Source organism: Loktanella sp. IMCC34160, from assembly GCF_004145845.1.
Lineage (GTDB): Bacteria > Pseudomonadota > Alphaproteobacteria > Rhodobacterales > Rhodobacteraceae > SELP01.
On the sequence record NZ_SELP01000003.1, the window covers coordinates 111800 to 124906 of the forward strand.

The 13107-nt window shown below is 64.5% G+C and carries 13 protein-coding genes; 7 read left to right on the forward strand and 6 right to left on the reverse strand.

Features of this window, described 5'->3' with window-relative positions:
* Nucleotides 1-68: 68 nt before the first annotated feature.
* Together EU803_RS08715 and EU803_RS08720 are read left to right on the forward strand one after the other, a co-directional pair.
* Complete coding sequence (locus EU803_RS08715) at nucleotides 69-302, forward strand: hypothetical protein (RefSeq protein WP_129681865.1); 234 nt, start codon at nucleotides 69-71, stop codon at nucleotides 300-302.
* Entirely contained in the window at nucleotides 259-777 is a 519-nt protein-coding gene (locus EU803_RS08720; RefSeq protein ID WP_129681866.1) for a GNAT family N-acetyltransferase, read from the forward strand. Before EU803_RS08715 ends, EU803_RS08720 begins: the two co-directional genes overlap by 44 nt.
* A 30-nt stretch (nucleotides 778-807) precedes the next feature.
* Here the strand turns inward: EU803_RS08720 and pncB are convergent, their stop codons facing one another.
* The 4 genes from pncB to EU803_RS08740 all read right to left on the reverse strand — a co-directional run bounded on the left by pncB (nucleotide 808) and on the right by EU803_RS08740 (nucleotide 5805).
* On the reverse strand, nucleotides 808-2100 hold the full coding sequence (gene pncB / locus EU803_RS08725) for a nicotinate phosphoribosyltransferase (RefSeq protein ID WP_129681869.1): 1293 nt from the start codon (nucleotides 2098-2100) through the stop codon (nucleotides 808-810).
* A gap of 67 nt (nucleotides 2101-2167) precedes the next feature.
* Nucleotides 2168-2773, reverse strand: coding sequence for a DUF2585 family protein (locus tag EU803_RS08730; protein WP_129681871.1), 606 nt, complete (start codon nucleotides 2771-2773; stop codon nucleotides 2168-2170).
* A gap of 192 nt (nucleotides 2774-2965) precedes the next feature.
* Entirely contained in the window at nucleotides 2966-4084 is a 1119-nt protein-coding gene (locus EU803_RS08735; protein WP_129681873.1) for an endonuclease/exonuclease/phosphatase family protein, read from the reverse strand.
* Nucleotides 4085-4146: 62 nt separating this feature from the next.
* Complete coding sequence (locus EU803_RS08740) at nucleotides 4147-5805, reverse strand: thiamine pyrophosphate-binding protein (protein ID WP_129681875.1); 1659 nt, start codon at nucleotides 5803-5805, stop codon at nucleotides 4147-4149.
* 132 nt (nucleotides 5806-5937) lie between these two features.
* On the opposite strand from EU803_RS08740, the gene EU803_RS08745 reads away from it, so the two are divergent.
* Nucleotides 5938-6474 (forward strand): NADPH-dependent FMN reductase, encoded by a 537-nt coding sequence (locus EU803_RS08745; RefSeq protein WP_129681877.1) that lies wholly within the window; start codon nucleotides 5938-5940, stop codon nucleotides 6472-6474.
* A gap of 21 nt (nucleotides 6475-6495) precedes the next feature.
* The gene (locus EU803_RS08750; protein WP_129681879.1) at nucleotides 6496-7281 is read left to right on the forward strand and encodes a MaoC family dehydratase N-terminal domain-containing protein; all 786 of its coding nucleotides are present in this window, start codon (nucleotides 6496-6498) and stop codon (nucleotides 7279-7281) included.
* Nucleotides 7282-7341: 60 nt separating this feature from the next.
* On the opposite strand, the gene EU803_RS08755 is transcribed toward EU803_RS08750, so the two are convergent.
* The gene (locus tag EU803_RS08755; RefSeq protein ID WP_129681880.1) at nucleotides 7342-8391 is read right to left on the reverse strand and encodes an FAD-binding oxidoreductase; all 1050 of its coding nucleotides are present in this window, start codon (nucleotides 8389-8391) and stop codon (nucleotides 7342-7344) included.
* Between the two features lie 48 nt (nucleotides 8392-8439).
* Here EU803_RS08755 and mnmD point away from each other — a divergent pair, with 48 nt between their 5' ends.
* Complete coding sequence (mnmD, locus tag EU803_RS08760) at nucleotides 8440-9114, forward strand: tRNA (5-methylaminomethyl-2-thiouridine)(34)-methyltransferase MnmD (protein ID WP_129681882.1); 675 nt, start codon at nucleotides 8440-8442, stop codon at nucleotides 9112-9114.
* Nucleotides 9114-9977 (forward strand): DMT family transporter, encoded by an 864-nt coding sequence (locus tag EU803_RS08765; protein ID WP_129681884.1) that lies wholly within the window; start codon nucleotides 9114-9116, stop codon nucleotides 9975-9977. Before mnmD ends, EU803_RS08765 begins: the two co-directional genes overlap by 1 nt.
* Here EU803_RS08765 and EU803_RS08770 read toward each other — a convergent pair.
* Nucleotides 9974-12082 carry a lytic transglycosylase domain-containing protein gene (locus EU803_RS08770; RefSeq protein WP_242494323.1) on the reverse strand — a complete coding sequence of 703 codons (2109 nt, stop codon included), beginning with the start codon at nucleotides 12080-12082 and terminating at the stop codon, nucleotides 9974-9976. The two genes, EU803_RS08765 and EU803_RS08770, sit on opposite strands and share 4 nt — an antisense overlap.
* 151 nt (nucleotides 12083-12233) lie before the next feature.
* On the opposite strand from EU803_RS08770, the gene dapA reads away from it, so the two are divergent.
* The gene (gene dapA / locus EU803_RS08775) at nucleotides 12234-13106 is read left to right on the forward strand and encodes a 4-hydroxy-tetrahydrodipicolinate synthase (RefSeq protein ID WP_129681886.1); all 873 of its coding nucleotides are present in this window, start codon (nucleotides 12234-12236) and stop codon (nucleotides 13104-13106) included.
* Nucleotide 13107: the final 1 nt, after the last annotated feature.

Below are 13107 nucleotides of genomic sequence, written 5' to 3' on the forward strand. Positions count from 1 at the left end.
TATATGTTATTAAAGAATCACTTGACAGGGCCGCAAGTTGATGACCTACGCCCGCATTGAGGTGAACCATGGCTTTCAGACTAACCGACTTATTGCGCGTCTTGTCGGGACCAGAGAAGAAGAAATCGGCTTTTCAGTCGGAGAAAGAAGCCTACGATTTCTGCCGTGGTCTTTACAAAAAAAATGGTGGTGTTACGCCTGAACTTCAAAGAGCTTTTGAGTTTTATCAAAAGAGCATAGAAGACGATTGCAGGCCGAATGCTGGATTTAACTTCGACGAAGATAGAGCCAATACAATCTAAGAGTTGTGTGGCCCGCTTCGCGTGCGGCGAACGTGAAATCGACCGTTGGGCACAAGAAAAGGCTTGGAAGTTCCAAGAGCGTGGTAGAGCGCGCGTATTTACTGCAAAGCTTAGTGGGTCTTCAAGCAGCGCAGGTTTCTACTCGCTTTCATTTTCAACGGAAAATAACTCGAAGCTCGCTAAATCAGAGGATCGGGATGCATGGAAGAACGGCGCGCCCCTCATTTATATCGACTACCTTGCTGTTCAACGTCCCTATCAAGGTAAGAAACTCGGCACGCTTCTAATGATGGATGCACTCAAGCGTGCTCATATAGTTTGGCAACACGTCGCATTCTATGGAGTCGCTCTGAGATCACTTAATGATCGCACGACGCAACTTTATGAAAAGTATGGATTTGGCAAAGCTCCGGACGAAGATGTCCACCCGCTAATGATCCTACCGATCTGGACCGTGAACGATCTATTCAAGTAGAAGCAAACCTGTGTCTCACAATTCGCTTCACTATACCACAACTTCCACCCGGTCCTGTTCCCCTACCCCGAAGACCCGTTTGTAGCGGGCGATTTCCTCGGTGGGTCCCATCGCCTTGTTGGGGTTGTCGGACAGTTTCACGGTGGGTTTTCCGTTGGCCGAGACGGCTTTGCACACAAGGCTGAACGGGGCGAGGCTGTCGTCTGGCGTCAGCCCGATGAAATCGTTGGTCAGCATCGTCCCCCAGCCGAAGGACACCCGCACCCGCCCCCGGAACTGCGCCGACAGCGCGGCGATCTTGTCCACGTCCAGCCCGTCCGAGAAGATAACCAGTTTCTGGCGCGGGTCCTCGCCGCGCGCCTGCCACCAGCGGATCGCGGTTTCGGCCCCCTCGGCCGGGTCGCCGCTGTCGATCCGGATCCCGGTCCAGCCGGCCAGCCAGTCGGGCGCGTTTTTCAGGAAGCCGGGGGTGCCGTAGGTGTCGGGCAGGATGATCCGCAGGTTGCCGTCGTGCTCCTCGTGCCAGTCGGCGAGCACGTCATAGGGGGCGCGGGCGAGGGCGGCGTCATCCTCGGCCAGCGCGGCGTAGACCATGGGCAGTTCGTGGGCGTTGGTGCCGATCGCCTCGATATCGCGCTTCATGGCGATGAGGCAGTTGGAGGTGCCGACGAATTTGTCGCCAAGCCCCTCCATCATCGCCTGCACGCACCAATCCTGCCAGAGGTAGCCGTGCCGCCGCCGGGTGCCGAAATCGGCGAGCCGCAGGTCGGGGATGGAGCGCAGCGTTTCGACCTTTTCCCAAAGCTTGGTCATGGCGCGGGCATAGAGCACCTGAAGTTCGAACCGCCCCATGTCGTTCAACACGGCCCGCGCCCGCAGTTCCATCAGCACCGCAAGCGCCGGGATTTCCCACATCATCACCTCGGGCCAGGCCCCTTCGAAGGTGAGTTCATACTGCCCGTCCCGCTTTTCGAGGTGGTAGGGCGGCAGCCGCAGGTTTTCGAACCATTCCATGAAGGCGGGGGTGAACATCTGCCGCTTGCCATAGAAGGTGTTGCCGCGCAGCCAGGTGCTTTCGCCGCGGGAGAGTGACAGGGACCGGATGTGGTCAAGCTGTTCGCGCAGCTCGCCTTCGTCGACCATATCGGCCAGCCGGATGTGCTTGGCCCGGTTGATCAGGCTGAAGGTCACCTGCGTGTCGGGTTTGTTGCGAAACACCGACTGGCACATCAACAGCTTGTAGAAATCCGTGTCGATCAGGGACCGGACAATCGGGTCGATCTTCCACTTGTGGTTCCAGACGCGGGTCGCGATATCCACCATGTTCGGTCCTCGGGTTCAGGTGATCCCGTTAGACCAAAGCCGGACCGGGGTGCACAAGGGTCAATCCCTATTGAACGGCGGCGGTTTCGCGGTTGGGGTTCAGTTCCTGCTGCCAGTCTTCGATGGATTGGATCGGGTAGACGAGCGACAGCGTGGACAGCGCAAGGCTGTCGCGAGCGATGAAGGCGGCGCTGAGTTCAAGGGCCGCGACCATCGACAGGACGATCCACGTCCGCAGGCTGTAGGCCGCAAAAAAGCCGCCCATCATCCAGATATAGTCGGACACGGCGTTGAGCACGCTGTCGCCGAAGTAGCCCTGATTGATGGTTGTGGCCCGAAATTTGCCCAGCACCCAGTCGGTGTGTTCGATCAGTTCCCAGCCAACCCCGGTGACAATGGCCGCGCCGAACAGCCAGCCGAACCCGAGCCGGGGAAACACCAGCCGCCCGACCAGCGCGATCAGCACCCCGTGCAGGATGTGGGACAGCGTGTACCAATCGGCGATGTGCTGGGAATTGCCGCTGTCGAAGATCGACCCGATCCACAATTTGACCTCGCCACAGGTGCAGATCGGCGGTTGCCCCCAGAGGTAGAGGGTGATCCCGATCAGGGGCAGGCCCGCCAAAGCGGCAAGATAGAGGGGTTTGTTCGCACTGATACTGGCCGTGGACATCGGGATACCTTTCCTGCGCCTCAAAACTTTGACCGGCGATCTGACTGCCGCCGCGCGGTCACGCTAGTCCGCCGGACCGGCCCCAAGATGGCCGTTACGGGGAAATTACATGGCTTCCCTGAGGTTAACCAATGGCGTCAGCGCCGGTAATTCCGGTTTTCCTGACCCTATCTGTGACGGCCGAATGCCCGTTCAGCCCTGATGTTCGACCAGCTTTTCCGCCAGAAACGCGCCGCTGTCGTCAGTGACCAGTTCAGCCCAGATCGGGAAATGATCGGAAATCTGGTTCTTGCGCCAATAGTTCACGTAATAGGCCTGCCGGTCTGCCCCGCTTCCTGCCAGATCCTTGTCGCCGCCATAGACCGCGATCATTTCGGCAAGATACTCCGCCGCGTCCGCATCGCGATAGACAAAGCCGAAGGGGTTGAAGACCCCGCCCTGTTCTGTCCCGGTTTCGTCCTCTTCGATGTGGAAGTAATCGTTCTGGGTAAAGAACATCCGGTCGTAGGCTTCGGTCAGGGTGGCGTTTGTGTCCTTGCCCATCAGCCCTTCGCATTCGCGATAACCCGCCTGCGCCATTGCCGCCATGACCCCCTGATCCTTGCTGTCATAGAGGTTCATGTCGCCGCAGAGGATCAGGTTGTCGGACCACAGCCCCTTGCGCTTGGCCTTGAGCGCCTTGAGCAGAAGTCGCACCTCTTCCCCACGCAGCAGAACGTCTTCGTCGTCGTCGCCGGGGTGCAAATGCAGGCTGACCATGGCGAATCTCTTCCAGCCCGCGATGAAGCCGGTCATGTAGGGCGAGCGCTTGAGTTGCTTGAGACCCAGCGGGCTGTCGTGGGTGATCGCGTCCCAGAGCGCGATTTCCCCGGCCAGCCCCGAAAGCCGCACCCGCCGCGTGTTGTAGATATAGGCCGACCGTTCGGCGTTTCCGTCCGTCCCGTCGGTGATGTCGTTGACGATGTATTTCCAGTCTTCGCCCAGCAGCCGCATGACGATCTCAAGGTCCTTGAGCGTCGATTTCACCTCTTGCACGGCGATCAGGTCGAAGGCCGCAAGGATTTCGGCGATGTAGAAATAAGCCTCGGGCAGGCGTTGGGTGGTATGGCCGAATTCCTTGATGTTCCAACTGGCGACCAGAAGGTTGGTTTCGGTCCGCCGCGCCGGGATCTGCGAGGCCAACCCGATCTTCAGCCGCATCAGCCCGGTGATGCATCGGACCCGTTCCGCATCGGTCATCAGCGGGAAGACGCGGGCGTAGTCCCGTTCGGCGTAGTCGGCGGCGGTGCGCAGGTCGTGGTAATTGGGCATGGTGGCTCTCCCTAATGGAGAGCCTAGCATTGCCGGTCCGCAATCACGAAGTGTGGAGTTCCCTACCCCTTCGCCGCCTCGCCGGCGGCGCGGGCCTCGGACAGGGTCATGCCGGTCGACAGCGCCTCGGGGTCGATCTTGACCTCGATGACGGCAAGCGTGCCGGCGGCCTGCGCCCGGTCGAAGGCGGCGGCGAATTGGTCCTGCACCTCGACCGTTTCACCGTGCCCGCCGTAGGCGCGGACCAATTCGGCAAAGTCGGGATTGGCCAGCATCGTGCCCGAGACCCGGCCGGGATAGTGTTTTTCCTGATGCATCCGGATGGTGCCGTAGCGGCCGTTGTTCATGACGATGACGATCGGCTTGGCGCCGTATTGAATGGCCGTGGACATCTCGTTCAGGGTCATCTGCAGGCAGCCGTCCCCGGCAAGGCAGACCACTACCCGGTCGGGGTGTTCAAGGCTGGCCGAGACCGCCGCGGGGAAGCCATAACCCATCGACCCGGAGGTGGGGGCAAGCTGGGTTCTGAAGCCCTTGTAGACGAAATAGCGGTGCAGCCAGGCGGCGTAGTTCCCGGCCCCGTTGGTCAGGATCGCATCTTCGGGCAGGGTTAGGGACAGGTGGCGGATGACCTCTTCCTGCTTGACCGCGCCAGGGCTTTCCTTTGGCGTCAGCCATGCGTCGTAATCGGCCCGCGCGGATCTGGTCCAATCGGCCCAGTCGGTCCGGCAGGCGGGCAGCCGCGACAGGGCGCGGGTGAAATTGACCGCATCGGCGACGGCGCAGAGGTCGGGCGCCCAGACCCGGCCCAGTTCGTTCGGGTCGGCGTGGATGTGGCAGATCCGCGGCTTTTGCCGGATCGGGTCGACATTGGTGAAGCCCTGGGTTTCGATGTCGCCCAGCCGCGACCCGATGACCAGCAGCCGGTCCGCGTCGCGCAGCCGCGCGGCAAGCCGGGGGTTCGGTCCGACGTTCAGGTCGCCCGCATAACAGGGGTGCCGGTTGTCCAGATAGTCCTGCCGCCGGAAGCCCAGCGCGACGGGCACGTTCTGGGTGCTGGCGAATTGTGCAAGATCCGCCGCCGCCTGTGGTGACCAATGCGGGCCACCCACGACCACAAGCGGTTTTTCCGCCTGCGCCAGCCAGTCCAGCGCGTCTTCGGCAATGGTGCTGTAGGTCGGCGTCAGTTCGACCAGCGGGCCGGGGCTGTCAGGGACATCGGCGCTGTCGGACAGCATGTCTTCGGGCAGCGCGAGGACCACGGGGCCGGGCCGCCCGGCGGTGGCCACGGCAAAGGCGCGGCGGATGTATTCGGGGATACGGTCGGTGCTGTCGATTTCGGCGACCCATTTTGCCAACGGTCCGAACATGGCCCGATAATCGACTTCCTGAAACACCTCGCGGTCGCGGTGGCCCCTGTCGATCTGGCCAATGAACAGGATCATCGGGGTGCTGTCCTGCATCGCGATATGCACGCCCGCGCTGGCATTGGTCGCCCCCGGCCCACGGGTGACAAAGCAGATGCCCGGCTGGCCGGTCAGCTTGCCATAGGCTTCGGCCATCATGGCAGCGCCGCCTTCCTGGCGGCAGACCACGTTGTCGATCCCGCTTTCATACAGCCCGTCGAGGGCCGCAAGGAAGCTTTCCCCCGGCACGGAAAAGACGCGCCGCGCGCCGTGAATTTTCAACTGGTCCGCAAGGATCTGTCCGCCGTGCCGCATGTCGCGCCCCCTGTTCCTCTGCCCGGCAGATTGGTCCGTGCACAGCGGCTGTGCAAGGGGGTGGGGTTGCCGCCAGCGATTTCACCGATAGGTAGTTGGCATGACAAAGATAAGTGTTTTGAGAGGGTCAATATGGGGTATTTGCTGGGCATTTGCGGATCGCTGCGGGCGGGGTCGCTGAACCGGAAACTGATGCTGGAGGCCGCGCGTGCCTATGGCGCGGAGGAGTTCATCGCCGGTGACATCCGGTTTCCGCTTTATGACGGGGATTTGCAGGACAGTGACGGCATCCCGACCGAGGTGCAGCGTCTGGCCGACCAGATCGCCGGGGCCGAGGCGGTGATCGTCGTGACCCCGGAATACAACAAGTCCCTGTCGGGTGTGTTGAAGAACGCGCTGGATTGGGTCAGCCGCACGGATGGCAGCCCGTGGAAGGACAAGCCGGTGGCGATCCTGTCGGCGACGGCGGGCCGGTCCGGCGGCGAACGTGCACAAAATTCCCTGCGCCTTGCCCTGTCCCCCTTTGCCCCGCGCCTGCTGGCCGGGCGCGAGGTGCTGGTCGGGCAGGCGAAAGACCAGTTCGATGCGGAGGGGCGTCTGACCTCGGACCGGTATCGCGCCGCCGTGGACACCCAGATGCAGGCGCTGCGCGATCTTGCAGGCGCGTAGAATGCGGGGCAGGTTTGGCGCATGACCCAGACCTGCCCCGATAGTCTTGATCCCGCCCGCGCCACGGCCATGCAAGCGATGCTGGGCGATCCGCGCGCGTTCGAGCAGGGCGATGCGCTGCCGCCGTTTTATCACCAGCTGTATTTCTGGGACCCGCAGCCCCCGGCCCGGCTGGGCCGGGATGGCCATCCGGCCACCGGCATCGGGTTGATCCCCGATATGGGTCTGCCGCGCCGGATGTGGGCGGGCGGGTCGCTGCGGTTTCACAGCCCACTTCTGGCGGGCATCCGCGCCGAGAAACGGTCCAGCATTGAGTCCAGCACCCGCAAAGATGGTCGCTCTGGCCCGTTGGCCTTTGTCCGGCTGCGCCATGATTATTGGCAGCGTGGGTCGATCTGCCTGACCGAATGGCAGGATCTGGTCTATCGCGAAGACCCCGGACCGGACGCCGCGCCACCCGTGCCGCCACAGGCCCGGACGGATGAAACCACCGCGCAGGTCCGGTCGTTCGATGAAACCGCGCTGTTTCGTTATTCGGCGCTGACCTTTAACGGGCACCGCATTCACTACGACGTGGATTATGCCCGCGCGGTCGAGGGCTATACCGGGTTGGTGGTGCATGGGCCGCTCTTGGCGCAGATGCTGATGCATTTGGCCGAGGCGCAGTTGGGTGGCCTGACCGAGTTCACCTATCGCGCCACCTCGCCGCTGATCGCGGGCGAAGTGGCGGCGTTCTGCTGGGCCGATGGGGCGTTGTGGGTGCGCGGCGCGGATGGGCGGCAATGCATGGAGGCCGCCGCGCGCTAGTGCATCGACCCAAGCAAATTGTCTTCAATTTGCGCGGAAAGTTGATGCATCAACAAAAGGCTATCCCTTGGGCAGGCTGGCGGCGGGTTTGAAATCCTCGGGGATGCTGTCCTGCCCGTCAAGGATCAGCTCCGCCATAACCGCGCCGACCTCGGGCGCCATGCCAAAGCCGATCTTGAACCCGCCGTTGGCGATGAACTCGCCGGGCCGGGTCGGGTGGTCGCCCAACATCGGCGCCCGGCTGCGGGCGCGGGGCCGCACCCCGGCCCAGCGTTCGATCACCGGGGCATCGCGCAGGACCGGAAAGGCGGCGCGGGCGCGGGCGATGATGTCGTCCAGCTGGCTGTCGGTGCCGGTGGGGTCGGAGAAGTCCCGTTCCGAGGTGGAGCCGATGGCAACCGTTCCGTCGCCGTGCGGCACGATGTGCAGGCTGTCGGCGTAAAGCTGGGGCCGGTCGGCGGCGTCGAAGTGCAGAAGCGCCGCCTGCCCCTTAACCCCGTTGCCCACGGGGGCGCCGATTTCGGCGGACAAATCCAGCAACCCCTGCCAGCCGGTGGCGTGCACGATCTTGCCCTCGGGCTTGCCGTTTTCGGTGACCTCTCCGCCCAGCGCCACAAGGGCGCGGGCAAGGGCGCGGGTCGCGCGGCGGGGGTGGATGCGCGCGGTCAGCGTGTCGAATACCAGCTTGCCCGAGGGGCTGAGGGGCGCCCAGGCGCCGTGATCCGTGGCATCGACCACATGCCAGATGGCCTGCCCCTGCCACAGGTCGGCGGCGGACCGCGCCCGGTTCTGGGCAAGGGCGATGGCGACATCGTCGGCAAGGGGTTGCAGCCGGCCGGACCGGAGATAGCCCGGGTCTTCGCCCGCAAGGTCGCCGATTTGGGCCCAGAAGGCCCCGGCGCCGATCAGGCTGTCGAACTGGAATTGTTTCTTGGCGTTCCACTGGTCCGGCACATGCGGGGCCAGCGCCCCGACCAGCCCGCCCGACGATCCGGCGGCAACCCCATGCGGGTCGATCACGCGGACCCGCGCGCCGTGCAGGGCGCAGGCGCAGGCCACCGACAGGCCGAACGCCCCCGCCCCCAAGATCGTCACGTCGACCGTTGCCATTCGCCGTTCCCTCGCCCAATGTCGCGCCGATCCATAAGGCATGGCGACATGGCAGACCAGACGGCAGATCTAGACTGGCGCGACGGGCGCATCCCGATCTCGCGCCGGTTCGATGACCCCTATTTCAGCCTTGACGACGGGCTGGCCGAAACCGCCCATGTGTTCCTTGACGGCAATGACCTGCCCGCCCGCTTTGGCGGCGATTTCCGGATCGCGGAACTGGGGTTCGGCACGGGGCTGAACTTTCTGATGGCCTGGCGGGCCTTTGACGCCGCGGGGCAGCCCGGCAGCCTGACATTCACCACGTTTGAGGCCTTTCCGATGACGCCCGCCGACATGGCGACCGCGCTGGCGGCCTTTCCGGTCCTGGCGGACCGGGCGGGGGCACTTGTGGCGGCGATCCGGGCGGGCGATGGCCCCTATGACTTTGGCGCGGTGCGGCTGGACATCCGGCGCGGCGATGCCCGCGTGACCCTGCCCAATTGGGGGGGAGTGGCAGATGCATGGTTTCTGGACGGGTTTTCCCCGGCCAAGAACCCCGAGCTTTGGGGCCCCGAGCTTATGGCAGAAGTTGCCCGTCACACGGCCCCGGGCGGCACCGCCGCCACCTATACCGCGGCGGGCCATGTGCGCCGGTCGCTTGAGGCGGCGGGGTTCGACGTGACCCGCACCCCCGGCTATGGCCGCAAACGTCATATGACCCGCGCAAGGATGCCTTCCTGATGCAGACCAACACCCGCCTTGGCATCCTGCTGATGACCGCGACGACCTTTGTCTTTGCGATGCAGGACGGGATCAGCCGACACCTTGCGTCGGAATACAACGTGATGATGGTGGTGATGATCCGGTACTGGTTCTTTGCCGCCTTCGTGATCGCGATCGCCAGCCGCAAGGAAGGGTCGATCCGCGCCGCGGCGGCCACCAGCCAACCGCTGTTGCAGACCTTTCGCGGCGTTCTGCTGGTGGCGGAAATCTGCGTGATGGTCGCGGGGTTCACCTATCTGGGACTGGTGGAAAGCCATGCGATCTTTGCGGCCTACCCGCTGCTGGTCGCCGCCCTGTCCGGCCCGATTCTGGGAGAAGCCGTTGGTTGGCGTCGCTGGGCGGCGATCGGGGTTGGGTTCGTCGGGGTCCTGATCATCCTGCAACCGGGGTTCACGGTGTTTTCCCCTGCCGCCCTGTTCCCCGTCGCCTCTGCCCTGATGTTCGCGCTCTATGCGCTTTTGACCCGCTATGCCGCCCGCAAGGACAGCGCGGCGACATCGTTCTTCTGGACCGGGGTCACGGGGGCGGCGGCGGTGACGGTGGTCGGCGTCTTTTTCTGGGAGCCGATGACCGCGCCGGATTGGGCCTGGATGGGCTTGTTGTGCGTGACCGGGGCGGTCGGGCATTACCTGCTGATCAGAACCTACGAGGTGGCGGAGGCCAGCGCCGTGCAGCCCTTTGCCTATCTGCAACTGGTCTTCGCCTCGGCCCTTGGGATCGTGGTGTTCGGGGAAACCCTGCGCTCCAACGTGGCGGTCGGAACCGCCATCGTGGTGGCGGCGGGTCTGTTCACCCTGTGGCGGGCGCGGGTGAAGGGCTAGGGCCGGGCGACGGGCCGCAGGCTGACCACCGGGGCAAGGTTGGTAGCCGGGGCTGCTGTTACGGCGGGGACCGGCGTTTCGGCGGGGTCCCCGGTAACGGGCCGCTCGGCGGGTCGCGCAACGGGCCGGATCACCGGCTTTTCCCCCACCAGCATGGCGGTGAACCTGATCTGCCCGGTCTGGCCGGTCAGCCGGGCCCGGTAGACGGGGATCGATTCCGCGACCCGCTGCACATAATTCCGGGTTTCGCGGAAGGGGATCATCTCGATCCAGTCGATCACATCGATTTCCCCGGTGCGGGGGTCGCCCCGTTCGGCGATCCAGTCGCGGGGCCGGCGCGGCCCGGCGTTATAGCCCGCCGCGATGAACACCGGCGAGGGGCCGAATTCCTGTTCAAGAAGTTCAAGATAGCGGGCACCGAGAGACGCGTTGTAGTCCCAGTCCGAAGTCAGCCGCCCCCGGCTGTAGGCGAGACCCAGATCGTCGGCCATGTCCTCTGCGGTGCCCGGCATGACCTGCATCAGCCCAAGCGCGCCTACGGCGCTGCCCGCATCGGTGCGAAATTCGCTTTCGCGGCGGGCGATGGACATCGCCAGTTCCGCGCTGACGGGGATGTCTTTGCGGGACAGGGGGTGGTCGGGATAATAGATCGCAGGGACCATCAACCCGCGCGCCACGCCAGCCTTGCCCAGCAGCACGGCATAGAAACTTTCGTCCAGCGCGACGAGGATTTCCCCCAGTTGCGCCAGTTCGGTCCGGTCCAACTCGCGCCCCAGTTCGGCAAAGAACAGGACCGCGCCGACACGTTCGCCGGCGGACAGAAGGGTCAGAGCGGCGCGGGTCTTTTCCTCGCCCAGAAATGGGGCGGACTGCCAGTCGGGAAAGACCTCGGACCCGGTCAGGGCGGGGTCGAGCGACTGGCCCAGCTTTTCGGCGGCGAGAAGGCCGTAGAAGCTTGTTTGGTGCTGGGCCCCGTGGGTATAGGCGGCGACGGCGGCGGCCTCGTTCCCCAGCGCCTCGTGGGTGCGGCCGATCCAGTATCCGGCGCGGCCCTCGGAAATCGGCCCGTCCACGGCGGCGGCCATCCGTTCGAAATGGCGCAGGGCGACGCCGGGCCGGTCAAGCCAGCGCAGCGCAAGGTAGCCCGACAGCCATTCCAGATCGGCATAGCTTTCGCCATCGTCGGCGGTCAGGAAATGCTGGCTGGCAAGGTCATAGGCGGATTGGTAGCGGCCTTCGCGCATTTCCCAACGGGCCAGCGTCCGCCGCCAACCGGACCAGCGGAACGGCTGGCCCAAATCCTCGGCCCGGGTGGAATGGGATTTCAGCACTGCGACCGCCTCGGTCCAGTCGCCCCGGTCGGCCAGCCAGTTGAACCGGTCATAGGCCAGCCCGACATCAGCCCGCAGACGGGTTGGCAGGGCGTTGAAGGTCTGGGTGGCGTCGGGCGCCTTGGTCAGAAAGGCCAGCCGCGCGGCATAGAGCGCCTGTTCGTCGCCAGTCAGCAGCTCGATCGTCCGCGCCGCATCTTCCTTGCGCCAGCGCCAGAGCATCGCATCGGCGCGCTGTCCGTGCAGCGGGCGCAGGGTATCGGCATGGGCGGCGATCAGGGCCTCGTGCCCCTCGTCCGAGAGGCTTTCGGTCAGCCAGACCTCGCGCAGCATCGCCTCGGCCCCGGCGGCGTTGCCGCGGGCGATCATCGCGGCGGCCAGACGCACGGCCCCGATCCCGGTTTCGGGCAGGTCCCCGTCGAACCAGGCGATCACCCGGTCGGGGTTCAGGTCGGGCGGGATGATCTCTTCGCCCCGCGCGCGAAGCCGGTCCATCCCCGGCCAATCCCGGCGGCGCGGCAGGAAATCAAGATAGTCGTCAAAACGCGCGCCATTGTCTTCCTGCCGCAGCCGGGTCCAGATCAGCAGGTCGCGCGCAAGATCGTCGCCGGGCGGCAAGAGCGCGAAGGCAAGGTCCCAATTGTCGTCCCGCCCCGCCTGAAACGCCGCCGCGACCGAGGGATTCGCGGATTGCTGGGCAAGGGCCGAGAGGCCCATAAACAAGGCCAGAACGGCGCCCGGAACCGAGCGGAGGAGGAAACCAAGGAAACGCATGTGTGTCTTTCTGCTCGTTTTGTCAGAAATCGTAACCCACCCCCCTGCACACGCAACTCACAAACTTGGCAATCGGCGGAAACCCGTCTAGGTTCCGCGCGCATTTCAAGGGGCGGATGGACCGCCCCGTCCAACCTGAAGGAAGCGTATCATGATCAAGGGGTCCATGCCTGCCCTCGTCACGCCGTTCGCGAACGGCCAAGTCGATCTTGAGACGCTCAAGAAACTTGTCGACTGGCACATCGATCAGGGCAGCCACGGGATTGTCCCGGTCGGCACCACGGGCGAAAGCCCGACGCTGAGCCATGAAGAGCATGATCTGGTGGTCGAAACTGTTGTCGCGCAGGCGGCGGGCCGGGTGCCTGTCATTGCCGGGGCCGGGTCGAACAACACGATCGAAGCCGTCCGTCTGGTCGAAGCCGCCAAGACCGCCGGGGCCGACGCGGCGCTGGTTGTCACCCCCTATTACAACAAGCCGACCCAAGCCGGGCTGTTCGCGCATTTCATGGCCACTGCCGAAGTGGGCCTGCCGATCGTGATCTACAACATCCCCGGCCGGTCGGTCGTGGACATGTCGCCCGCGACCATGGGCGAACTGGCCAAGCACCCGATGATCGTCGGCGTCAAGGATGCGACCGGCGATCTGGCCCGTGTCGCGGCCCAGCGGATCACCTGCGGCGCGGATTTCATCCAGCTGTCTGGAGAGGACGCCACCGCGCATGGGTTCAACGCCATGGGCGGCATCGGCTGCATTTCCGTCACCGCCAACGTCGCGCCGAAACTGTGTTCCGAGATGCAGGAAGCCACGCTTGCGGGCGACTACGCCACCGCACTGACCCTTGCCGACCGGCTGATGCCGCTGCATCAGGCGATCTTTGTCGAGCCGGGTGTTGCGGGCGCGAAATACGCCATGTCCCTGCTGGGCCTGTGTTCCGACGAGGTCCGGTCGCCGCTGGTTGACCTGACCGACGGAACCAAGGACCGGGTGCGCGGCGCCATGGTTCACGCGGGCCTTCTGAACTGAG